The sequence below is a fragment of the Alphaproteobacteria bacterium genome (genome assembly GCA_030740435.1).
Taxonomy (GTDB): Bacteria; Pseudomonadota; Alphaproteobacteria; order UBA2966; family UBA2966.
In genome coordinates this window covers 1-22,264 of the sequence record JASLXG010000157.1, presented here as the reverse complement: position 1 = coordinate 22,264, position 22,264 = coordinate 1, and the positions used below count along the sequence as shown (strand labels likewise).

At 67.2% G+C, this 22,264-nt stretch carries 25 protein-coding genes; 8 read left to right on the top strand and 17 right to left on the bottom strand.

What is annotated here, in order from left to right; all coding sequences use genetic code 11:
- From QGG75_16100 to QGG75_16075, 6 genes are all read right to left on the bottom strand, one after another.
- The coding region (locus QGG75_16100) for a succinate dehydrogenase iron-sulfur subunit (protein MDP6068756.1) at window positions 1–644 on the bottom strand (644 nt) is incomplete at its 3' end.
- Between the two features lie 39 nt (window positions 645–683).
- Entirely contained in the window at window positions 684–2,474 is a 1,791-nt protein-coding gene (gene sdhA / locus QGG75_16095) for a succinate dehydrogenase flavoprotein subunit (protein MDP6068755.1), read from the bottom strand.
- 4 nt (window positions 2,475–2,478) lie between these two features.
- Window positions 2,479–2,859, bottom strand: a complete 381-nt coding sequence (gene sdhD / locus QGG75_16090; protein MDP6068754.1) for a succinate dehydrogenase, hydrophobic membrane anchor protein — start codon at window positions 2,857–2,859, stop codon at window positions 2,479–2,481.
- The gene (sdhC, locus tag QGG75_16085) at window positions 2,856–3,251 is read right to left on the bottom strand and encodes a succinate dehydrogenase, cytochrome b556 subunit (GenBank protein ID MDP6068753.1); all 396 of its coding nucleotides are present in this window, start codon (window positions 3,249–3,251) and stop codon (window positions 2,856–2,858) included. The genes sdhD and sdhC overlap by 4 nt, the downstream gene beginning before the upstream one ends.
- 129 nt (window positions 3,252–3,380) lie before the next feature.
- Window positions 3,381–4,433, bottom strand: coding sequence for a MaoC family dehydratase (locus QGG75_16080; GenBank protein MDP6068752.1), 1,053 nt, complete (start codon window positions 4,431–4,433; stop codon window positions 3,381–3,383).
- Between the two features lie 9 nt (window positions 4,434–4,442).
- On the bottom strand, window positions 4,443–5,333 hold the full coding sequence (locus QGG75_16075) for a CoA ester lyase (protein ID MDP6068751.1): 891 nt from the start codon (window positions 5,331–5,333) through the stop codon (window positions 4,443–4,445).
- Between the two features lie 89 nt (window positions 5,334–5,422).
- Between QGG75_16075 and pdxY the strand changes: the two genes are divergently transcribed.
- Complete coding sequence (gene pdxY, locus QGG75_16070) at window positions 5,423–6,295, top strand: pyridoxal kinase (GenBank protein MDP6068750.1); 873 nt, start codon at window positions 5,423–5,425, stop codon at window positions 6,293–6,295.
- Here pdxY and QGG75_16065 read toward each other — a convergent pair.
- From QGG75_16065 to ffh, 9 genes are all read right to left on the bottom strand, one after another.
- On the bottom strand, window positions 6,279–7,304 hold the full coding sequence (locus QGG75_16065) for an aspartate-semialdehyde dehydrogenase (GenBank protein MDP6068749.1): 1,026 nt from the start codon (window positions 7,302–7,304) through the stop codon (window positions 6,279–6,281). The genes pdxY and QGG75_16065 overlap by 17 nt on opposite strands.
- Window positions 7,305–7,336: 32 nt before the next feature.
- Window positions 7,337–8,452 (bottom strand): 3-isopropylmalate dehydrogenase, encoded by a 1,116-nt coding sequence (leuB, locus tag QGG75_16060; GenBank protein ID MDP6068748.1) that lies wholly within the window; start codon window positions 8,450–8,452, stop codon window positions 7,337–7,339.
- Between the two features lie 39 nt (window positions 8,453–8,491).
- On the bottom strand, window positions 8,492–9,115 hold the full coding sequence (gene leuD, locus QGG75_16055) for a 3-isopropylmalate dehydratase small subunit (protein ID MDP6068747.1): 624 nt from the start codon (window positions 9,113–9,115) through the stop codon (window positions 8,492–8,494).
- A gap of 11 nt (window positions 9,116–9,126) precedes the next feature.
- The gene (gene leuC / locus QGG75_16050; GenBank protein MDP6068746.1) at window positions 9,127–10,533 is read right to left on the bottom strand and encodes a 3-isopropylmalate dehydratase large subunit; all 1,407 of its coding nucleotides are present in this window, start codon (window positions 10,531–10,533) and stop codon (window positions 9,127–9,129) included.
- A gap of 78 nt (window positions 10,534–10,611) precedes the next feature.
- Window positions 10,612–11,001 carry a 50S ribosomal protein L19 gene (gene rplS / locus QGG75_16045; protein MDP6068745.1) on the bottom strand — a complete coding sequence of 130 codons (390 nt, stop codon included), beginning with the start codon at window positions 10,999–11,001 and terminating at the stop codon, window positions 10,612–10,614.
- Window positions 11,002–11,006: 5 nt separating this feature from the next.
- Complete coding sequence (trmD, locus tag QGG75_16040; protein ID MDP6068744.1) at window positions 11,007–11,765, bottom strand: tRNA (guanosine(37)-N1)-methyltransferase TrmD; 759 nt, start codon at window positions 11,763–11,765, stop codon at window positions 11,007–11,009.
- Window positions 11,766–11,795: 30 nt separating this feature from the next.
- Window positions 11,796–12,296: a ribosome maturation factor RimM gene (gene rimM, locus QGG75_16035; protein MDP6068743.1), complete on the bottom strand. Its 501-nt coding sequence runs from the start codon at window positions 12,294–12,296 to the stop codon at window positions 11,796–11,798.
- A 20-nt stretch (window positions 12,297–12,316) separates the two neighbouring features.
- Window positions 12,317–12,916, bottom strand: a complete 600-nt coding sequence (gene rpsP, locus QGG75_16030) for a 30S ribosomal protein S16 (GenBank protein MDP6068742.1) — start codon at window positions 12,914–12,916, stop codon at window positions 12,317–12,319.
- Window positions 12,917–12,974: 58 nt separating this feature from the next.
- Window positions 12,975–14,324 (bottom strand): signal recognition particle protein, encoded by a 1,350-nt coding sequence (gene ffh, locus QGG75_16025; GenBank protein ID MDP6068741.1) that lies wholly within the window; start codon window positions 14,322–14,324, stop codon window positions 12,975–12,977.
- A gap of 225 nt (window positions 14,325–14,549) precedes the next feature.
- Here ffh and dapF point away from each other — a divergent pair, with 225 nt between their 5' ends.
- From dapF to QGG75_16005, 4 genes are read left to right on the top strand one after another with little or no spacing between them, the layout of a single operon-like run.
- Window positions 14,550–15,377: a diaminopimelate epimerase gene (gene dapF / locus QGG75_16020; protein ID MDP6068740.1), complete on the top strand. Its 828-nt coding sequence runs from the start codon at window positions 14,550–14,552 to the stop codon at window positions 15,375–15,377.
- Window positions 15,374–16,624: a tRNA (N(6)-L-threonylcarbamoyladenosine(37)-C(2))-methylthiotransferase MtaB gene (gene mtaB / locus QGG75_16015; GenBank protein ID MDP6068739.1), complete on the top strand. Its 1,251-nt coding sequence runs from the start codon at window positions 15,374–15,376 to the stop codon at window positions 16,622–16,624. The genes dapF and mtaB overlap by 4 nt, the downstream gene beginning before the upstream one ends.
- On the top strand, window positions 16,603–17,541 hold the full coding sequence (ftsY, locus tag QGG75_16010; protein MDP6068738.1) for a signal recognition particle-docking protein FtsY: 939 nt from the start codon (window positions 16,603–16,605) through the stop codon (window positions 17,539–17,541). The genes mtaB and ftsY overlap by 22 nt, the downstream gene beginning before the upstream one ends.
- 4 nt (window positions 17,542–17,545) lie before the next feature.
- Entirely contained in the window at window positions 17,546–18,397 is an 852-nt protein-coding gene (locus tag QGG75_16005; protein ID MDP6068737.1) for an alpha/beta hydrolase, read from the top strand.
- Here the strand turns inward: QGG75_16005 and QGG75_16000 are convergent.
- The gene (locus tag QGG75_16000; protein ID MDP6068736.1) at window positions 18,394–19,122 is read right to left on the bottom strand and encodes an SAM-dependent chlorinase/fluorinase; all 729 of its coding nucleotides are present in this window, start codon (window positions 19,120–19,122) and stop codon (window positions 18,394–18,396) included. The genes QGG75_16005 and QGG75_16000 overlap by 4 nt on opposite strands.
- 179 nt (window positions 19,123–19,301) lie before the next feature.
- Here QGG75_16000 and QGG75_15995 point away from each other — a divergent pair, with 179 nt between their 5' ends.
- The gene (locus QGG75_15995; protein MDP6068735.1) at window positions 19,302–19,925 is read left to right on the top strand and encodes a DUF1847 domain-containing protein; all 624 of its coding nucleotides are present in this window, start codon (window positions 19,302–19,304) and stop codon (window positions 19,923–19,925) included.
- A gap of 9 nt (window positions 19,926–19,934) precedes the next feature.
- Here QGG75_15995 and QGG75_15990 read toward each other — a convergent pair whose 3' ends face one another.
- On the bottom strand, window positions 19,935–21,623 hold the full coding sequence (locus QGG75_15990; protein MDP6068734.1) for a thiamine pyrophosphate-binding protein: 1,689 nt from the start codon (window positions 21,621–21,623) through the stop codon (window positions 19,935–19,937).
- A gap of 76 nt (window positions 21,624–21,699) precedes the next feature.
- On the opposite strand from QGG75_15990, the gene QGG75_15985 reads away from it, so the two are divergent.
- Together QGG75_15985 and QGG75_15980 are read left to right on the top strand one after the other, a co-directional pair.
- Window positions 21,700–21,978: a GYD domain-containing protein gene (locus QGG75_15985; protein MDP6068733.1), complete on the top strand. Its 279-nt coding sequence runs from the start codon at window positions 21,700–21,702 to the stop codon at window positions 21,976–21,978.
- A gap of 15 nt (window positions 21,979–21,993) precedes the next feature.
- Window positions 21,994–22,264, top strand: a 271-nt coding sequence (locus tag QGG75_15980) for a septation protein IspZ (GenBank protein MDP6068732.1), incomplete at its 3' end; no start/stop codon positions are given.

The window sequence follows — 22,264 nt, the reverse complement described above, 5'->3', positions numbered from 1 at the left end:
CGTTCGCCGGTGTGGTCGTCGCGGCTGTCGTCGATCCAACGCAGCGCTTGCAGCAGGATGGCCGGGCCGAAATAGCGATCACCATTCCACCAATAACTCGGGCAACTGGTCGAGCACGATGCGCACAGGATGCACTCCCACAGGCCGTCCAGCTTGGCCCGGTCGTCGCGCGATTGCAGCCGTTCGCTGTTTTGCGGCGGCGCCGACTCGGCCTGTAGCCAGGGTTTGATGGTGGTGTACTGGGCGTAGAAGGTGGAAAGATCTGGTACCAGGTCCTTGACCACCGGCGTATGGGGCAGGGGAAAGATCTTGACGTCGCCGCGGATGTCTTCGATGGCTTTGGTGCAGGCGAGCGTGTTGGTGCCGTCGATGTTCATAGCGCAACTGCCGCAGACGCCCTCGCGGCAAGAGCGGCGGTAAGTCAATGTCGGATCGACCTCGTTCTTGATCTTGATCAGGGCGTCCAGCACCATCGGGCCGATCTGATCGAGGTCGAGCTCGAAGATATCGAGCGAGGGGTTCTTGCCGTCATCGGGTGACCAGCGGTAGATGCGAAAGCGCTTGATGCGCTTGGCGCCTTCCGGTGCCTTGAAGGTGCGGCCTTTGCCGATCTTGGAATTGGCCGGCAACGTGAACTCAGCCATGACGTCGTTTCCTTGCTCTCGAATAGCCGCGGGGGGCGCTCAGTAGACCCGGGCCTTGGGCTCGATGTACTCGACCTCGTCCGAGAGCGTGTAGGTATGCACCGGGCGGTAATCGAGCCGCGCTTGGCCGGCATCGTCGAGCCAACTGAGGGTGTGCTTCATCCAATTCACGTCGTCGCGCTCGGGGAAGTCCTCACGGGCGTGGGCGCCGCGGCTTTCCTGACGCGCCACGGCGCCTTCCAGGCTGACCACCGCCTGGCGCAACAGGTTGTCGAGCTCCAGCGTTTCCATGAGGTCCGAATTCCAGATCAGCGAACGGTCGCTGAGCTTGAGGTCGGCCATGCGGGCCCAGGTCTGGGCAATCTTGCGGCGGCCCTCCTCGAGCACCTCTCCGATACGGAATACCGCGCAGTTCTGCTGCATGACGCTCTGCATGTCGTCACGGATCTCGGCCGTCGGGGAGCCGCCGTCGGCGTGGCGGAAGCCGTCGAAGCGCGCCAGCGAGGCTTCCACGGCAGCCTCGGCAAGCGGCTTGTGCGGTGCTCCCGGGGTTATCGTTTCGGCCGCCCGCAGCGCTGCCGCGCGGCCGAAGACGACGATGTCCAGCAGCGAGTTCGAGCCCAGCCGGTTGGCCCCGTGGACCGAGACACAGGCCCCCTCGCCGATGGCCATCAGGCCCGGCACCACGGCGTCGGGGTCGCCGTTCTTCGGGCATACCGCTTCGCCCCGGTAGTTGGTCGGCACGCCGCCCATGTTGTAGTGCACCGTCGGCAGCACCGGGATGGGTTCGCGGGTGACGTCGACGCCGGAGAAGATCTTGGCGCTTTCGGCGATGCCGGGCAGACGCTCCTCGATGACCGCGGCGTCGATGTGGTCGAGATGAAGGTAGATGTGGTCCTGCTTCGGCCCCACCCCGCGGCCCTCGCGGATTTCAATCGTCATGGCCCGGCTGACCACGTCGCGGGACGCCAAGTCCTTGGCGCTGGGAGCGTAGCGCTCCATGAAGCGCTCGCCCTCTGAATTGACCAGATAGCCGCCCTCGCCGCGCGAGCCTTCGGTAATCAAACAGCCGGCGCCGTAGATGCCGGTGGGGTGGAACTGGATGAACTCCATGTCCTGCAAAGGCAGGCCGGCGCGAAGCGCCATGCCGTTGCCGTCGCCGGTGCAGGTGTGGGCCGAGGTGCAGGAGAAGTAGGTGCGGCCATAGCCGCCCGTGGCCAGCACCACGGTGTGGGCGCGGAAGCGGTGCAGGCTGCCGTCGTCGAGGTTCCAGGCCAGCACGCCGCGGCAGACGCCTTCGTCGTCCATGATCAGGTCGAGGGCGAAGTATTCGACGAAAAACTGGGCCTCGTGCTTCAGCGATTGTTGATAGAGCGTGTGCAGGATGGCGTGGCCGGTGCGATCGGCGGCGGCGGCGGTGCGCTGGGCGATGCCCTCGCCGAAACGCGTGGTCATGCCGCCGAAGGCGCGCTGGTAGATCTTGCCCTCGGGCGTGCGCGAAAAGGGCACGCCGTAGTGCTCCAGCTCGACCACCGCGTGGACCGCTTCCTTGCACATGTATTCGATGGCGTCCTGGTCGCCCAGCCAGTCCGAGCCCTTGACGGTGTCGTACATGTGCCAGCGCCAGTCGTCCTCGCCCATGTTGCCCAGCGCCGCCGACATGCCGCCCTGGGCCGCCACGGTGTGGCTGCGGGTGGGGAAGACCTTGGTCAGGCAGGCCGTGGCCAGGCCGGCGTTGGCCATGCCGAAGGTGGCGCGCAAACCGGCACCGCCGGCGCCAACCACGACGGCGTCGTAGTAATGATCCGTGATCGGGTAGGCCTGGGCCATGCGATCAGCCTCCAATCGCCAGTTTGAGGACGGCAAAGGCGCAGGCCGTACCCAGTAGCACACAGAAAAAAACGTTCAAAATCAGCATGGTAACGGTGGCAGACCGAGGCCGAACGTAATCCTCGATGACCACCTGCAGACCGAGCTTGAGGTGGTAGAAGGTGGCGAAGATGAAGAGCAGCACGCCCACCGCCCTTCCCGGCGTGGCGATCCAGGCCGTGAAGGTGGCGTGGTCGGCGTCGACCAGCGACACCGTGGCGGCGGCCAGCCAGAAGGTCAGCGGCACCAGCGCCACCGCCGTCAGGCGCTGCACCCACCAGTGATCGTTGCCGTGGCGCGCCGAACCCAGCGCCCGGGCGATGGCAAGCGGCGTGCGCAGGCTCATGATCCACCTCGCATGGCATAGCCGGCGATGAAAGCCAGCAGCGTCAGCGCGATGGAGCAGCCGAGCATCAGCCAGCCCGTGCGGTAGAGCACAGGAAGCTCGAAACCCCAGCCGATGTCCCAGAGCAGGTGACGCACGCCGTTGCAGAGGTGATAGAAGAGCGAAAAGGTGAAGCCCAGCAACACCAGCCGCCCGAACCACGAGCCCAGGAAGGCCTGGACCACGGCGAAGGCCTCCGGGCCATAGGCGGCGGCGACCAGCCACCAAGCCCACAACAGCGCCCCCAGCGTCAACACCACACCGGTGGCGCGGTGCGTGATCGAGAGCAGCGAGGTGAGCTGCGGGCGGTATATCTGGAGGTGGGGGGAGAGCGGTCGTTCGACCTCTGACATCGCACAAATCTCCAGGAAAGGCGGGCTTCGCCGCCGGTCTCGGGCAGTCCGATTTAAGCCCCTGCGCCAGATCAAGTCAACGACCGGAACGACCTAGGGGCGGTCTGCGGCCATCGGTCGCGGGGTGGTTCAGCGCCGCGGCATCAGCACCCAGTAGTCGAGCTCGAGGATGACGGCCGGCGGAAATTTGCCCTCCGCGTCGCGGTCGGGGAATTCGGCGCAGGGCTGGTCCTTGGTGGCCAAGGTGCGCAAGCGTAGCGCGCCGATGTCGCGTTGGCCCGAGATCTCGGCCTTGTCGAGCACCTCGGTCCAGGCGAATACGGTGTCGCCGGCAAACAGCGGCGCCACATGGCGGCCGCCGTTGATGGCGGCGACGCGGAAGGCATTCGCCAGGCCGTTGAAGCTCAGCGCCCGGGCTAGGCTGATGACGTGGCCGCCGTAGATCAGGCGGCGGCCGAAACGACTTTCCTGCTGGGCCAACTGGTTGAAGTGGACCCGGGCCGTGTTCTGGTAGAGCCGCGTCGCCACCATGTGTTCGGCCTCTTCCACCGTGACGCCGTCGACGTGGTCGATGCGCTCGCCCGGCACGAATTCGTCCCAGAGGTGGGGCGAGCCGGCCAGTTGGGCGTCGTAGTCCGTCATCCCGAGGCCGGTCGGCAGCCAGAGATCTTGCGCCGAGACGTGGTCGGCAAGGTCGGGCACGCTGGCTTCGGGGGCCGCCGCGGCCGGGTCGCGCTTGTTCACCATCACCCAGCGCACGTAGTCGAGCACCACCTCGTCCCGTTGGTTGAGGCCCACCGAGCGCACGTAGACGGTGCCGGTCAAGGCGCTGGAATTTTCCTTGAGGCCGATCACCGTCGACGTCGTGGTCAGGGTGTCGCCGACGTAGACCGGCGAGAGAAAGCGGCCCTCGGCGTAGCCCAGGTTGGCCACGGCATTCAGCGAGACGTCGGGCACGGTCTTGCCGAAGACCACGTGGAAGGTGAGGAAGTCATCGACCGGGGCCTGCTTGAAGCCCAGCGACTGGGCGAAAGGCTCGGACGAGTTGACGGCGAAACGGTTGCCGTAGAGCGCGGTATGGAGCGAAACATCGCCGGCCATCAGCGTGCGCGGCGTGGCGTGGCGGAGTTTTTGCCCAAGGGCGAAGTCCTCGAAGAAGTTGCCGGCGCTGGTTTTCTGCATGGGCTTGCCTTACGCCGCCGCGCCTTCCTCTTCCAGGGTTCGGATGGCGGCAGCGAGCTCCAAGGTCTCCTGGGCCGTCACCACGTGCAGGTTCTCGACCAGGCGGCCGTCGAGCAGCACCCCCCCCTTGCCCTCGGCCTCGGCCTCCTGGAAGGCGGTAATGATCTTCTCGGCCTCGGTTACCTCGGCGGCCGAGGGGCCGAAAATCTCGTTGCAGGGCGCCAGCTGGCTGGGATGGATCAGTGTCTTGCCGTCGAAGCCGAGCTCGAGGCCCTGTTGGCAGGCCTGGCGAAAGCCTTCCTCGTCCTTGAGATCCAGATATACGCCGTCGAGGATGGCCAAGTCGTGCGCCCGGCCGGCCAACAGGCAGAGCCCGAGGCTGGTCATCATCGGCAGGCGCTCTGCCGTATGCCGGGCCCTCAGGTCCTTGGTCAAATCCGAGGTGCCCATGACCAAGGCGGCCAGGCGGGGGCTCGAGCCGGCCACCTCCTCGGCATGCAGGATACCCAGCGGCGTCTCCATCATGCACCAGATGGCGACGTCCTGGCCGGCGCCGGCATCGACCATCAGGGCCTCGGCCTCCCGCACCTGGGCGGCGCTTTCGACCTTGGGCAGCAGCACCGCATCGGCGCCCGAAGCAGCGGCGGCGGCGATGTCGTCCTGGCCCCAGGGCGTGTCGAGTCCGTTGCAGCGGATGACGACCTCGCGCCGGCCATAGCCGCCCGAAGCGGCCGCCTCGGCGACCTGGTGCCGCGCCATCTCCTTGGCATCGGGCGCTACCGCGTCCTCGAGATCGAGGATCAGGGCGTCGGCCGCCAGCGTCCTGGCTTTTTCCAGGGCCCGGGCGTTGGAGCCGGGCATATAGAGGACGGAGCGGCGCGGCCGCACGGGCTGGGTCATCGAGGTTTCCTGAGCTTGTGAATTGACCGCTTGGCGGTTGGCGCGGAGACTACAAAGGAATCAGTGCCAGAGCAAACGGGAGTACCGGCATGGCCGTCCTTTCCCTGCAAAGCCATGTCGTCTACGGCCACGTCGGCAACTCGGTGGCGGCCTTCGTGCTGCAGTACCTGGGGTTCGAGGTCTGGGCCGTGCCCACGGTGGTGTTCTCCAACCACCCGGCCCACGGCAGCCATCGCGGCGGCGCCACCCCGGCCGGGCAGATCTCCGAGCTGGTGGCCGGCCTCGAGGAAGGCGGCTGGCTGGGCGAATGCGAGGGCGTGCTCAGCGGCTACCTGGGCTCGGCCGAGAACGGCCGGGCCGTGCTGGAAGCGGTGGAGAAGGTCCGCGCCATCGATCCCCGCACACCCTTCATCTGCGATCCGGTGATGGCCCACGAGGACGGATTCTTCGTCGACGAGGAAATCCAGGCGGTAATGCGCGAGCTGGTGCGGGCGGCCGACGTGGTGCTGCCCAACGCCACTGAACTCGGCTTCCTGGCCGGACGGCCCGTGAACTCGCTGGACAGCGCCCTGGCCGCCGTCGCCGCCGTCAGGCAACAGGGGCCGCGGATCGTCATCTGCACCTCGTTGCCGCTCGATGACGGCAAGACCGGCACGCTGATGGTCGAGGACGACACCTGGCTGGTGGCGACGCCTCGGCTGGAAGGCGACTTCCACGGCGCCGGGGACCTGTTTTCGGCGCTCTACGCCGCCCACCACGTGGCTGGCCTCTACCCTGGCGGGCGTCTTGGCCTGGCGGTTTCAGGGACCTACGCGGTACTCAAGGCGACGGCGGAAATGGGCGGTGGCGAGCTGGCGCTGATCGAGGCCCAGGACGAGCTGGAACAGCCCTTCGAGAATTACGTCGCCGATTTGCTGACCGGCCCGACGCAACCGCCGGCCGATCCTAGGCGGCTTTCTTGAGAAAGCGGTTGATCAGCACCTCGGCGATCTGCACCGAATTGAGGGCGGCGCCCTTGCGCAGGTTGTCCGACACCACCCACAGGCTGAGGCCGTTCTCGATGGTGGCATCCTCGCGGATGCGGCTGACGTAGGTGGCGTATTCACCGACCGCCTCCAAGGGCGTCATGTAGCCGCCGTCCTCGCGCTTGTCGACCACCATCAGGCCCGGCGCTTGGCGCAACAACTCATGCGCCTGGTCGGCGCTGAGGGGGCGCTCCAACTCGACGTTGATGGCCTCGGCGTGGGAGACGAATACCGGCACCCGCACGCAGGTCGCCGTGAGCTTGATCTTGGGGTCGAGGATCTTCTTGGTCTCGACCACCATCTTCCATTCCTCCTTGGTCGAGCCGTCATCAAGGAAGACGTCGATGTGGGGAATGACGTTGAAGGCGATCTGCTTGGGGAAATGGGCCGGCGGCTTGGGATCGGCGACGTAGATCGACTTGGTCTGCTCGAAAAGCTCGTCCATGGCGGCATTGCCCGCGCCCGAGACCGACTGGTAGGTCGATACCACGACGCGGCGGATGCCGGCGGCATCGTGCAACGGCTTCAGCGCCACCACCATCTGGATGGTCGAGCAGTTGGGATTGGCGATGATGTTGCGCTTGGCAAAGCCGGCCACGGCATCGGCGTTGACCTCGGGCACCACCAGCGGCACGTCGGGGTCCATGCGGAAGTGCGAGGTGTTGTCGATGACCACGCAACCGGCCTTGGCGGCCCGCGGCGCCTGCACCGCCGAGACCTTGCCGCCGGGCGAAAAGAGGCCGATATCCCAGCCCTTGAAGTCGAAGCTGGAGAGGTCCTGCACGTCGAGCACGTCGTCGTCCCCGAACGAGACCTGCTTGCCGGCCGAGCGCTCGGAGGCCAGCGCCGCCACCTCGTCGACGGGAAACCGCCGTTCGGCGAGGATGTTGAGGATTTCCCGGCCGACGGTCCCCGTCGCCCCGGCCACAGCCACGCGATAACCCATTTTCTTGCTCCGTTGGCCCCGTGGGGCCGTTCTTATGCTGCCAGCTTGTCCAACTCACGCAGCAGCGCGTCCCCCATGACACCGGTCGAGACCCTGGCTTTACCGTCTTGCATGATGTCGGTCGTTCTCAGACCGCCGTCAAGCACGTTGTTGATGGCGCGTTCGATAAGCTCGGCGTCGTCGGCCAGGTCGAAGGAATAGCGCAACATCATGGCGAAGCTCAAGAGGCAGGCCAGGGGATTGGCCAGGCCCGAGCCGGCGATGTCGGGAGCCGAGCCGTGGACCGGCTCGTATAGCGCGCGCCGCCGTCCGGTGGCGTCGCTGGCACCCAGCGAAGCACTGGGCAGCATGCCCAGCGAGCCCGTCAGCATGGCGGCCTCGTCGGACAGCATGTCGCCGAACAGATTGTCGGTGACGATGACGTCGAACTGCTTGGGATTGCGCACCAGTTGCATGGCACAGTTATCGGCGTACATGTGGCTGAGCTCGAGGTCTTGGTATTCCTCGTCGTGGACCTTCTGCACCTCCTGGCGCCAGAGCACACCCGATTCCATGACGTTGGCCTTTTCCACGGAACAGACGCGGCCATCACGCTGGCGCGCCAGATCGAAAGCGACGCGGGCCACGCGCTGGATCTCGGACGTGGTGTAGACGTGGGTGTTGACACCGCGGCGGCTGCCGTCGGCCAGCGTCTCGATGCCGCGCGGCTCGCCGAAATAGACGCCGCCTGTGAGTTCGCGGATGATCATGATGTCGAGGCCGGCGACCAGTTCGGTCTTCAGCGTCGAGGCCTCGGCCAGGGAGTCGAAGACGATGGCGGGGCGCAGGTTGGCAAAGAGATCCATTTCCTTGCGCAGCCTAAGCAGGCCGCGTTCGGGCTTTTTGGCGAAATCCAGCTCGTCCCACTTGGGGCCGCCGACGGCACCCAGCAGCACGGCATCGACCGCCATGGCCTGGGCCATGGTGTCGTCGGTCAACGGCGTGTCGTGCTTATCGATCGAGGCGCCGCCGACCAGGCCCTCGCTGATGTCGAAGGCGACGCCGCGGCCTTTCTCGAGCCAGCCGGCGATGCGCCGCACTTCGCCCATCACTTCCGGGCCGATGCCATCGCCGGGCAGAATCAGGATGCTTTTGTTTCTCGTCGCCATGCCGGGAATATTCCTGCGCGCTTCGGAAGGAGGGTGAGTTTAGCCGCCGGAGGCGGCGTAAAGCCAGGGCTCGCTGGTGCGCTGGCGTTCCTCGAAGCCGTCGATATCGCCGCCCTTTTGCATGGTCAGGCCGATATCGTCGAGACCGTTAATCAGGCAATGCTTGCGGAAAGGATCGATGTCGAAAGCGAGCCTGCCGCCGTCGGGTCCCGTGATCTCCTGCTTCTCCAGGTCGACAGTGATGACCGCATTTGAGCCGCGCTCGGCGTCGTCAAGCAGTTTTTCCACGTCCTCGGGCGGCAGCACGATGGGCAGCACGCCGTTCTTGAAGCAGTTATTAAAAAAAATGTCGGCGAAACTCGAGGCGATGACGCAGCGGATGCCGAAATCCAGCAGCGCCCAGGGCGCATGCTCGCGGGATGATCCGCAACCGAAATTCTCGCCCGCCACCAGAATCTTGGCCTCGCGCCAGGCCGGCCGGTTGAGCACGAAATCGGGGTTCTCGGCGCCCTCGGCATCGTAGCGCATGTCGGTAAAGAGGTACTTGCCCAGGCCGCTGCGCTGGATGGTCTTGAGGTGCTGCTTGGGGATGATCATGTCGGTGTCGACGTTGACCATGTTGAGCGGCGCGGCGACACCGCGCAAGGTGGTGAACTTTTCCATGCCAGGGTTCCTCAGATCAATTCGCGGACGTCGACTAAGCGCCCCGTCACGGCCGCCGCGGCGGCCATCATCGGGCTGACCAGGTGACTGCGGCCATCCTTGCCCTGGCGGCCCTCGAAATTGCGGTTGGAGGTAGAAGCGCAACGCTGGCCCGGCTCCAGCCGGTCGGCGTTCATGGCCAGGCACATGGAGCAGCCGGCATCGCGCCATTCGAAGCCGGCGGTCTTGAAGATCTCGTCCAGGCCCTCTTCCTCGGCCTGGTGCTTGACCAGGCCCGAACCGGGCACCACCAAGACGTTGACCCCGGCGGCGACACTGCGCCCCTGGGCGATGGCCGCGGCCTGGCGCAGGTCCTCGATGCGGCCGTTGGTGCACGATCCGATGAAGACGCGGTCGACGGACAATTCCGTGAGCGCCGTGCCGGGGCGCAGGTCCATGTAGGTAAGGGCGCGCTCCATCTTGGCCCGGCGCACCTCGTCGGCGACGCTTTCGGGGTCCGGTACAAAGCCGCTGATGGGCAGCACTTCCTCGGGGCTGGTGCCCCAGGTGACGTGGGGCTCGAGGCCCTCGGCATCGAATTCGATGGTGCTGTCATAACTTGCGCCGGCATCGCTGGGCAGTCCCTGCCAGTTCGCCAGGGCGAGCTCCCAGGCGCCGGCCTTGGGCGCCATGGGGCGGCCCTTGAGGTAGTCGAAAGTGGTTTCGTCCGGCGCCACCATGCCGGCCCGGGCGCCACCCTCGATGGTCATGTTGCAAACCGTCATGCGGCCCTCCATGGAGAGCGCGCGGATGGCCGGGCCTGTGTATTCGATGGCATGGCCGGTGCCGCCGGCGGTGCCGATGTGGCCGATGATGGCGAGGATCAGGTCCTTGGCCCCGACGCCCTCGCCCAGCGCCCCCTTGACCTCGAGCTTGAGCGTCTTGGGGCGGCGCTGGATCAGGGTTTGCGTCGCCATCACGTGCTCCACCTCGGAGGTGCCGATGCCGATGGAGAAGGCGCCGAAGGCGCCGTGGGTGGCGGTATGGGAATCGCCGCAAACGATGGTCATGCCGGGCTGGGTCATGCCCTGTTCGGGGCCGATGATGTGGACGATGCCCTGGCGGATGTCGTCCATGCCCCAGTATTCGAGACCGAATTCGCGACAGTTCCGCTCCAGCGTCTCGACCTGGATGCGGGCTATCTCCTCGGTGATGCCGGCGGCGCGGTCGCGGGTCGGCACGTTGTGGTCGGCCACCGCGATGATGGATTCGGGCCGGCGCACAGGGCGGCCGGCGTTGCGCAGCCCTTCGAAGGCCTGGGGGCTGGTTACCTCATGGACCAGGTGGCGGTCGATGTAGATGAGCTCGGTGCCGTCGTCCTGGGTATCGACGACATGGCTCTCCCAAATCTTGTCGAACAAGGTACGCGCTGCAGCCATGACCGGGTCCTTCGCTGGCGATGGGTGGGGCCGATAGGGAACTAGCCCGCCGCTCGGGCAAGGCGAGCGGGCCGGCGATCAGCTCCCTGCCTGCTTGGCCGGACGGCGGTCGTCGCGCTTTTCGCGAATGCGGGCCTTCTTGCCCCTCAGGCCGCGCAGGTAATAGAGCTTGGCCCGCCGCACGTCGCCGCGGCGCACCACGGCGATGTCGGCGATTTGGCGCGAATAGAGCTGGAACACCCGCTCGACGCCTTCGCCGTAGGAAATCTTGCGCACCGTGAAGGACGAGTTGAGGCCGCGGTTGCGCCTGGCGATACAGACGCCCTCGAAGGCCTGCACGCGTTCGCGGCTGCCTTCCACGACCTTGACGCTGACGCGCACCGTGTCGCCGGGCCCGAATTCGGGCACGCTGCGTTCGGCGGCCAGCTTCTCGGCCTGTTCGTTTTCGATTTCCTGCAAGATATTCATCACGCCTACTCCGTCTTCTGCCTGGCAGTCGCATAGCGCTGCCACATGTCCTGCCGCCGCTCCCGGGTGGTGCGTTCGGCCTGTTCCAATCGCCAGGCCGCCACGCGTTCGTGGTGGCCCGAAAGCAGCACGTCCGGTACCACGTGCCCTTCGAATTCCTGCGGCCGGGTGTACTGGGGATATTCCAGCAGGCCGCGCTCGAAACTGTCCTCGGCCAGCGACCGGGGATCGCCGACCACCCCCGGCAGCAAGCGCACCACCGCGTCGATCAGCGCCAGTGCCGCCGGCTCGCCGCCCGAAAGCACGAAATCGCCCAGGCTAAGCTCTTCCAGCCCGCGCGCCTCGATGACCCGCTCGTCGATGCCCTCGAAGCGGCCACATACCAGCACCACGCCAGGGCCTGCCGCCAGCGCCTTGAGCCGTTCCTGGTCGAGCAGGCGGCCGCGCGGGCTCAGGCAAATCAGCGGCCCCTCGGCGACCCCCCCGGCAACCCCCCCGGTAACCGTAGCATCGATGGCGGCGGCCAGTACGTCGGGCCGCATCACCATTCCCGGTCCGCCACCGAACGGGGCATCGTCGACAGAGCGGTGTTTATCGCTTGCAAAGCTGCGAATGTCCACCGTTTCCAGCGCCCAGAGGCGCTTTTTCAGGGCCTGGCCGGCGAGCGAAAAGCCCAGCGGTCCGGGAAACATCTCGGGAAACAGCGTCAGTACCCGGGCCCTCCAGGGCGCTTCCGTGGCATCGCCGATATCGCTCTTCTGCATCACTTGCTTCTGCATTACCTGGGCCATGGTCTAGTCCGGCATTTCCGCCGGCGGCCGAACCACCAGCCGCCCGGCTTCGAGATCGACGCTCGGCACCACCTCGGCCGTGAAGGGCAGGAATTCCGTGACGCCCTCCCGATCGACCACCAACAGCTCGCCGGCGCCGTGGTTTTCCAACGATTTCACGGTGCCGAAGGCGCCGCCGTCCTCCAACTCCACCGCCAACCCGATGAGGTCGGCGTAATAGAACTCGTCGCCTTCCGGTTTCGGCAGGGCCTGGCGCGAGACGTAGAGCCGGGTGCCCTTGAGCGCCAGCGCCGCCTGGCGATCGGCAATGCCCGCAATCGTTGCTGCCACGCCGCCCTTGATGGTGCGGGTCACCGTCAGCGTGAAGCTGCGCTCGCCGACCTCGTCCGTCAGCGGCCCATAGGCGGCCACGTCGGCGGGGCGGGCGGTGAAGGTCTTGACCTTGACCTCGCCGCGCAGGCCGCGGGCGCCGCTGATGGCACCCAGGCAGACCCGTTCGGGCATGGAGGCGCTCCCCTAAGCCGTTATTCCTCTTTCGCGGCCTCCTCGGCCGGCGTTTCCTCCTCGGCCGGCGCTTGTTCCTCGGCCGGCGCTTCTTCCGCCGCGGCCTCTGCGGCCGGCGCTTCCTCCGCCGCGGCCTCTGCAGCCGGCGCTTCTTCCGCCGCGGCCTCTTCGGCCGGCGCTTCTTCCGCCGCGGCCTCTTCGGCTGGCGCTTCTTCCGCCGCGGCCTCTTCGGCCGGGGCTTCCTCAGCCGCTGCCTCTTCGGCTGGCGCCTCGGCGGCGGCCTGGGCGGCCTCCTCGGCGGCCTTCAGACGCTCCTGGGCCTTGGCCTTGGGTTTGGCTTTCTCGGGGTTGTTGCGGCTTGCCGGCATGGCGGTGATTTCGGCGGCGCCGAGAAAGCGGGCCACCCGGTCGGTGGGCCGGGCGCCATGGCCCAGCCAATGGCGGATGCGCTCCTCGTTCAGCGTCACGCGGGCCGGATCGTCGCGCTGCAACAGCGGATTGTAGGTGCCGACCTTCTCGATGAAACGGCCGTCGCGCGGGCTGCGCGAATCGGCGATGACGATGCGATAGCTGGGGCGCTTTTTGGCGCCGCCGCGGGTCAATCTGATCTTCAGGGACATGGAACGTTGGACCTCTCGTGGGGGTTGATGTCAGTCATTCGGGCATCCGGCTGCCGCTTCAGCGCGGCATGAGGCCCGGCAAGCCGTGGCGCATGAGCCCCTTTTTGCCGAGCTTCTTCACTTTCTTCATCATCACGGTCATCTGTTTGTGCTGCTTGAGCACGCGGTTGACGTCCTGCACCGTGGTGCCCGAGCCGCCGGCGATGCGCCGCTTGCGCGAGGCATTGATGAGCTTGGCGTGGCGCCGCTCGCGGGGCGTCATGGAGGAGATGATGGCCTCCTGGCGGATCAACTGGCGCTCGTCGATCTGGGCCTCGGCGATCTGCTTCTTCATTTTGGCGACACCGGGCAGCATCGCCATCATGCCTTCCATGCCGCCCATGCGGCGCATCTGACCGAGCTGTTGCGCCATGTCCTCGAGGTCGAACTGGCCCTTGAGCATCTTGGCTTCGAGCTTGTCCAAGTCTTCCTGCTCGATGGTCTCGGCCGCCTTCTCGACCAGGCCGACGACGTCGCCCATGCCGAGGATGCGTGAGGCAATGCGGTCGGGATGAAAGACCTCCAGGGCATCGAGGTTTTCGCCCACGCCCAAAAGCTTGATGGGACAGCCGGTGACGGCCCTCATGCTGAGCGCCGCGCCGCCGCGGGCATCGCCGTCGACACGGGTCAGCACGATGCCGCTGACCTCGATGCGGGCCCGGAAGGCCTCGGCCACGTTGACCGCGTCCTGGCCCGTGAGGGCATCGGCCACCAGCAGGATCTCAGCCGCGTTCACGGCATCGCGCACGGCGGCCAGTTCGCTCATCAGCGCCTCGTCGACGTGCAGCCGGCCGGCAGTATCCAACAGCACCACGTCAAAGCCCTGCAGCCTGGCCGCGGCCATGGCCCGACTGGCAATGTCGACCGGCATCTGGCCGGCCACGATGGGCAGCGTCGTGACCTCGGCCTGTTCGCCCAGCAGGCGCAGCTGTTCCTGGGCGGCCGGGCGCTGGACGTCGAGCGAGGCCATCATGACCTTTTTCTTGTCGCGCCCCTGAAGGCTGAGACCAAGCTTGGCCGTGGTCGTGGTCTTGCCCGAACCCTGCAGGCCGACCATCAGGATGGGCACCGGCGGCACCGCCGCCAGGTTCAGCGCCACGCTTTCCGCGCCCAACATCTCGACCAGATGGTCGTGCACGATCTTGACCACCATCTGGCCCGGGGTGACGCTTTTGACGACGTCGGCGCCGACCGCCTTGGTTTTCACCTGGGCCACGAAATCCTTGACCACCGGCAGCGCCACGTCGGCTTCCAGCAGCGCCACACGCACCTCGCGCAGCGCCGCCTCGACGTCGCTCTCTGAAAGCGCGCCGCGCCGGCGCAGCCCCTCGAAGACATCTGATAGTCGATTGCTCAGGCTCTCGAACATGCGATCTCCGTGACCGTAGCCAAGATCAATACCAACGGAAAACGGCGCCAGTGCGCGAAACCTCGCGGACTGACGGGCACCCGTGGGCGCTTGCGAACCAGCAATGGACCGAAAGCCCGGGGAAACTAGTGGGGCGACAGCGGCAAGTCAAGCGCCAGGGAACATGCCGCGAGCGGCCGAAATCGTTGGACTTGGCCGTCTCCGGCGCCATATAACGCGGCCCTGATGGCTATTCCCTTCGTCAAGATGCATGGCCTGGGCAACGATTTCGTGGTGGTCGACATCCGGCCCGGCGGGATCGTCTTTGGCGCCAGCCAGATCCGCGCCATTGCCGATCGGCGCAGGGGCATCGGTTGCGACCAATTCATCACCCTCGAGCCCTCGCAGCGCGGCGACGTTTTCATGCGTATCCACAACGCCGACGGCGGCGAGGTCGAGGCCTGTGGCAACGCCACGCGCTGCGTCGCGCGCAGCCTGATGGACGAGATGGGCCGCGACCGGGTGGCCATAGAGACCGGCGCCGGCCTGCTCGAGACGATGCGTGATGGTGATCGGGTGACCGTCGACATGGGCCGCATCAGCTTCGCCTGGCGGGATATCCCCCTGGCCCACGAGGCCGATACCATGGCGCTGGACTTGGGCGGCGAGCTGGGACCGGCGGTGGCCGTCTACATCGGCAACCCCCATGCCGTCTTTTTCGTCGAGGCGGCCGAGGCCGTGGATCTGGAGCGTCTGGGGCCCGAGATCGAGCACCATGAGCTCTATCCCCAGCGCACCAACGTCGAGGCGGCCCAGGTCATCGACCGCCGGACCATTCGCCTCAGGGTCTGGGAGCGCGGTGTCGGCATCACCAAAGCCTGCGGCACCGGCGCTTGCGCCAGCGCCGCGGCTGCGGCGCGCCGCGGTCTCACGGAGCGTAGCGTCACGGTGCATCTCGATGGCGGGCCGCTGGAGATCGAATGGGTCGGCAATGACCACGCCCTGATGACCGGGCCGGCAAACACCAGTTTTCGGGGCCTCATCGACGACGCCCTGCTGCAGGTATCGTCGTGACCGCCGAGCCCGAAATCATCACCTTCGGCTGTCGCCTGAATGCCTTCGAATCCGAGGTGATAAAGGGACATGTGCGCCAGGCCGGGCTGACCGACGCGGTCATCGTCAACACCTGTGCCGTCACCGCCGAGGCCGAGCGCCAGGCCCGCCAGGCCATCCGCCGGGCGCGCCGCCAACGCCCCGGGGCCCGCATCATCGTTACCGGCTGCGCCGCCCAGATCGATCCCCAGCGCTATGGCGCCATGCCCGAGGTCGACGGCGTGCTGGGCAATGCCGAGAAGCTGTCGGCCACCAGCTACGCGCCCGAGGGGGCTTTGCCCATCCAGGTTGCCGACATCATGACGGTGCGCGAGACCGCCGGCCACCTGGTGGAGGGCTTCGAGGGCCGTGCCCGCGCCTTCCTCCAGGTGCAGCAGGGCTGCGACCACCGCTGCAGCTTCTGCATCATCCCCATGGGCCGCGGCCCCAACCGCTCCGTGCCGGCCGCCGAGGTCATTGCCCAGGCCCACCGCCTGCTGGCCAACGGCTATCGCGAGATCGTGCTGACCGGTGTCGACGTCACTTCTTATGGCCGCGACCTTCGGGCCGGGCCGCGCCTCGGCGGCCTGGTGCGCCGGCTGCTCGACGCCCTGCCCGAGCTTCCCCGCCTCAGGCTGACCTCGCTCGACCCCGCCGCCCTGGATGCGGATCTCCTGGATTGCCTCTCGCATCCGCGCCTGATGCCGCACTTTCACCTCAGCTTGCAATCGGGCGACGATCTCGTGCTCAAGCGCATGAAGCGCCGCCACAGCCGGGCCCAGGCGGTGGAGCTGACCGCCGAAATGCGGCGGTGCCGTCCCCAGGCCCGGTTCGGGGCCGACCTGATCGCCGGCTTCCCGGGCGAAACCGAATCCGCCTTTGCCGCCACGGCGGCCCTGATCGATGATTGCGGCCTGACGTATCTCCACGTCTTTCCCTATTCCTCCAGGCCGGGCACGGCGGCGGCAGGCATGCCGCAATTGCCGCCGGCGCTCGGCAAGCAGCGCGCCGCGGCCTTGCGCGAACTCGGTGAGGCGGCGCTCTCGGCCTACCTCGAGAGCTGCCTGGGCAGCCGCCAGCGGGTGCTGGTCGAGGAAGGGCGGCGCGGGCGCGCGGAAGCCTACGCGGCGGTCGAATTGGATCGTTCGGACCTTGAGCCGGGCAGCATCGTCTCGGCCCGGGTGACGGGAACGGACGGGCACGCCCTTTGCGCCGAGGTAGTCTCTTGAGCGGCTGGCTGGGGCGTCTCAAGGCCGGGCTGGGCCGCTCGGCCGGGGCCATCGGCGGCGGCATCGGCGATATCTTCGTCAAGCGCAAGCTCGACGACCAGGCGCTGGAGGAGCTCGAGGAGCTGCTCATCCGGGCCGACCTGGGCGTCACGGTGGCCGCCCGGCTCTCGGCCGGCCTGGCCAAAAGCCGTTTCGGCCAGGATGTGACCCCCGAGGAGGTTCGTGGCGAGCTGGCCCAGATGGTGGCAGAGATCCTCGAGCCGGTGGCACTGCCGCTGGAACTCGATGCCAGCCGGCGGCCCCATGTGATCCTCGTCGTCGGTGTCAACGGCACCGGCAAGACCACCACCATCGGCAAGCTGGCGGCGGGCTTTGCCGGCGGGGGAAAAACCGGCACGCTGGTGGCCGGCGACACCTTTCGCGCCGCCGCCATCGAACAGCTCGAGATCTGGGGTCAGCGCTCGGGCCAGGCGGTGCTGGCCCGCGAACCCGGGGCCGATGCCGCCGGCCTGGCCTTTGACGCCTTCAACCAGGCGCGGGCGGCGGGCAACGATTTCCTCATGATCGATACCGCCGGCCGGCTGCACAACAAGGCCAACCTGATGGCCGAGCTGGGCAAGATCGTGCGCGTGGTGCAGAAGATCGACGAGAGCGCCCCGCACAGCGTGCTGCTGGTGCTCGACGCCACCACCGGCCAGAACGCCCACAGCCAGGTCGAGGCTTTCCGCGACTTGTGCAACGTCACCGGTCTGGTGATGACGAAGCTCGACGGCACCGCCAAGGGCGGCGTGCTGATCGGCCTGGCGGAACGTTTCGGCCTGCCCATCCATGCCGTCGGCGTCGGCGAGGGCATCGACGATTTGCAGTCCTTCGAGGCGCTGAGCTTTGCCCGCGCCCTGGTCGGACTGGAGGATTAGCGCCGTGGACGACGAATTCGAACATCGCCAAGTCGGGCTTTCCAACGTCACCCTGCACACCGTGGCCTGTGGAGCCGGCGATCCGCTGGTGCTGCTGCACGGCTGGCCCCAGACCTGGTTCGAATGGCGCCTGGTGATGCCCACGTTGGGGCGGAAATACCGGGTTGTGGCGCCCGACATGCGCGGGCTCGGGGATTCGTCGCGGCCGGCAGCGGGCTACGACAAGAAAACCGTGGCCGGCGATATCGCCGAACTCATCGCTCGGCTCGAGCTGGGGCCGGTGCATCTGGTGGGCCACGACTGGGGCGGGCCGGTGGCCTTCGCGTTGGCCATGGCGGCGCCCGATCTGGTGCGCAGCCTGACCATCGTCGACGTCGCCATTCCCGGTATCGGTTCGCACTTCAGCCAGGGCGGCTGGCGCTGGCACCACCAGTTCCACCTGACGCCGGAGCTGCCGGAGATCCTGATCAGCGGCCGCGAGGGCGAATATTACGGCTGGTTCTACCGCAATTTCGGTGCCCGGCCCGAGGCCGTCGATGACCAAGCGCAGGCGGAATACCTGCGCAACTACGCCACGCCCGAGGGCTTGCGAGCCGGCCTGGCCTATTACCGGGCCATTCCCCAGGACATCGAGAACAACCAGGCCCTGGCTGCGGCCGGCCGCCTGGCCATGCCGGTGCTGACGCTGAGCGGTGCCACCGGCCGGGGCCGCGGCCCGGAAGTCGGCGACTGCCTGCGCAGCGTTGCCGACGACGTCACGGAGCACGTCTTGGCCGAATGCGGCCACTGGGTGCCGGAGGAAAAGCCCGAAGAATTCTGCGCCCGCTTGCTGGAGTTCCTGGCGGCGCTCCGCTAACCGATCGTCAGCGGCACACCGACGCTGAGGCCCAGGAGCTCGTCGGCGCGGCCCTGGTTGACGGCGATCTCGACCAGACCGTTCGAGTTTTCGTACCAGAAGGCCTGGCCCAGCGGCACGTCGGCAAAGGTGCGGGCGCGGGTCAGACGCTGGCCGCCGACCTCGACCACGGCGTCTTCGCCGACACTGGCGGCGCGGCTGCCGCTGATGGCGTTGCCGAAGCGGTCGATGTAGATGATTGCCTCGAAGTCGTCGGGCCAGTCGGCCGGGCGCGCCTGGGCCGGGCGGCCCGGCGGCTCCTCGCCGCGGGCGATGATGGCGGCCACGGGAGCAAACAGGTCGCGGCCGTGGAAGGTCGACGACAGCCGCTCGGGCTCCCAGGTGATGTCGTACCACTCGGCCTCGGCGGCGCGCTGCGCCACCACGTTCAGGAGTCCGTTGTCGGGACCCACGTACCAGCGCGAATTGGCGCGCACGGCGATGGGCTTGCGTTCCGTGCCGACGCGCGGGTCGACGACGCAGACGAAGACCGAGCCGAAGGGAAACTCAGGCGCCAGCGCCGCCAGCAGGTAGGCCCCGGCCCGGGGATCGTGGGCCGGCACGTCGTGCATCAGGTCGACCACCGGAATGCCGGGCGCCCGGGTCTGCAACACAGCGCGCATCTGCCCGAGGTAAGGACCCTCGGTACCGAAATCGGTAAAGAGCGCGATCATTGGCGTCGGCATAGAGCAATTCTTGCGCGATTATAGCCCCCGGGCAAGCCTGGGGTTTGTTGGCAGGCGTTGCGATTTGCGCCACAATCGGGCTCGGGACGAAGCCAGGAGAACCAGCGATCATGAATTACGAAGTACCGAGTTGTGCCTATTGTCCGCCCAATGTTCAGGCCTGTCGGCAGGGGGAATCGGTGGAACGGGGGCCGGGGTTCTGCCCCACCAAGGTCGACCAGGACGGCATCGACTGTGCCTATGCCATCTACGACGACCCCGAGATCCGCAAGATTTCCCAGGTCTCGGCGGTGATCGAGGCCGAGGGCTACTGCAAGTGGACGCGGGTCGAGGAGGCCTGCCATTTCGCCAAGCGCATGGGCTTCACCCGCGTCGGCATCGCCAACTGCATCAGCTTCGTGGCTGAGTCCCTGGTCATGACCCAAATCCTCGAGAGCCACGGCCTCGAGGTGGTCTCGGTGGCTTGCAAGCACGGCGGTATCGCCAAGGAGGATATCGGCTTGCGCGACGACCAGAAAATCCGCCCGGGCGGCCACGAATCCATGTGTAATCCTGTGTCGCAGGCCGAGTTGCTGAACCGTGCCGGCTGCCAGTTCAACCTGGTAATGGGGCTCTGCATCGGCCACGACAGCCTGTTCATCAAGCACTCCGAAGGCCTGGTCAGCGTACTGGTAACCAAGGACCGGGTGCTGGCCCACAACCCCATCGGTGCGCTGCACCTGGCCGACACCTATTTCGATCGCGTGTGGGGACCCGAGCGTCCGAAAAAGCAGCCCAAACTCCCCGCCGGCGGCCGCAAATAGCGGCTCAGATCAGGCGATCCACTCGCTGACCGGAGCCTCGGTTTCGTGCAGCGGCTGGCAGACCACGTCGACCAGAGCCGGTCGTTGGCAGGCCACGGCCGAACCTAGGGCCGCGCCCAGCTTGTCCGGATCCTCCACCCGCCAAGTCTCGAAACCGTAAGCGGCGGCCACGGCGGCGTGGTCGCCGGGGCTGAAGTCGACGCTCTGGTAGCGGCCTTCGTAGCCGTGGTGCTGTCCCGCCTTGATCCAGCCGAAGGTGGCGTTGTTGACGACCACCAGCACGACCGGCAGAGCGAGCCGTGCAATGGTTTCGAGTTCGCCCGAGGCGAAGCCGAAACCGCCGTCGCCCATGATACCTACGCAGACTTTGTCGGGCCGGGCAAAATACGCCCCGACGACGCCCGGCAGCGCGTAGCCCAGCGCCCCGTGGGCGCGGTTGAAGACCAGGTGCCGGCCCGCCCGGTCGAGGCGGTAGTAGGCCGAGAGAAAGGGCGTGGGCGTACCCGGATCGGCGACGATGACGGCATCGCCGGGCAGCACCGCCTGCAGTTCGGCGATCAGGCGTTCGGGCCGGATCGGCACCTCGTCCGAGGCCAAGCGCTCGAAGCGGGCGAATTTTTGCGCCTTGGCGGCGGCCACCGCGGCGGCGCCCCAGCCTTTTCGTGGGGCGCTTGGGAGCTCGTCCAGCAAGGCCGCAAGGGCGAGCTTGGCATCGCCCACCAGGGCGGCTTCGGTGCGGTAGTTGATGCCGATCACGGCCGGGTCGGCATCGATGTGAACGATGCGCTGTCGGGGCTCGGGCAGGCGCCATTTTTCCGTCGTCACCGAACCGGCGCGGCAGCCCACGAAGACCACCAGGTCGGCCGCCAGAACCACTTCCCGGACCTCGGGAACGCCGCCGTTCGATCCCGTCACGCCGAGCGCCAGGGGGTGGTCGTCGGGCAGCACGCCGTGGCCCGAGACGGTGGTGGCGACAGGGGCGCCGAGGCGCTCGGCGAGTTCGCGAAGCTCGGCCTCGGCAGCGGCAAAGAGCGGGCCGCCGCCGGCCAGCAGCAGCGGCCGTTCGGCACTCGACAGCGCCGCCGCCGCCGCTGCCACGGCTTTGGGCCCGGGCCCCGTGCGGCGGGCGGGGAAGCGGCCCAGTTCGGCCTCACCCCAAATCTCGGCCTGGTCCACGGGGCCGCTCTGGACGTCGACCGGCAAGCCCAGGTGGACCGCGCCCGGGGATCCCGTGCCCAGCCTGGCGAAGGCGTTGCGCACGATGAGCGGCACGCGGTGCGAGCTTTCGATGACCCGGTTCCATTTGGTCACGGGCCGCATCAGGGACTCCTGGTCCAGCGCCGTCAGGGCCTGGCGGTCGCGGCTGGAAACGGCGATGTCGCTGGTCACGGCCAGCAGGGCCACGGAACTTTCGTGGGCCTCAGTGATGCCCGGCAGCATGTAGGTAACGCCGCCGCCGCTGGGTCCCTCGCAAACGCCGACCCGACCCGTAAGGCGGGCGTAGACGTCGGCCATGTAGGCGGCCGAGCGTTCGTCGCGGCAGAGGATGTGGGTGATGCCGTGGTCGAGGCGGTAGAGCGCATCATAAAGCGGCAGGCTGGTGTCGCCGCAAAGCCCGAAGACGTGCTCGACGCCGTGCAATTCGAGCAGGCGGACGAAGGCCTCGGCACCGTTGGGCAGGTTGTCCTTCCTCGCCATGGCGTACCCCCGCATTATCTTGCTACCCTGGCGGCACCGTCCGCCGTGGACGGGCTCGCAACCAGGGAGAGGAACCATGAAATACGTGCTTCTCGGTAAACTGTCGAGTGACTGGATGACGCGCCAGGAGGAACGCCTGGCGGGTGCCAAGGCCAAGCTCGCGGATCTCGGCATCACCATCGACGCGGTCTACTACACCCAGGGCGAATACGACTTCGTCGACATCATGGACGCCCCGGACGCCACCGCCATGCTGGCCTTTTCGGTGTGGTACGGCCAGCAGGGTTTCGGTTCATTACAGACGCTCCCGGCCTTCGACGAGGCCGCCATGGCGGCGGCGCTGGGCAAGCTGTAGAGGCGCCCGGTCATCATGAGCGAACGCCGCATGCCGCCGGCCGTCAAGCTGGCGGTCGAGATCGGGCCGCTGGCGGTCTTTTTTGGCGGCAATGCCTACGCCGGCATCTTCTTCGCCACCGCCGCCTTCATGCTGGCGATGGCGCTGGCGTTGGCGCTCTCGTATGGCTTCGAGCGGCGTATTCCCACCCTGCCGCTGGTCACCGCCGTGGTGGTCGGGATCTTCGGCGGCCTGACGCTGTGGCTGCAGGACGAGGTCTTCATCAAGCTCAAGCCGACCATCGTCA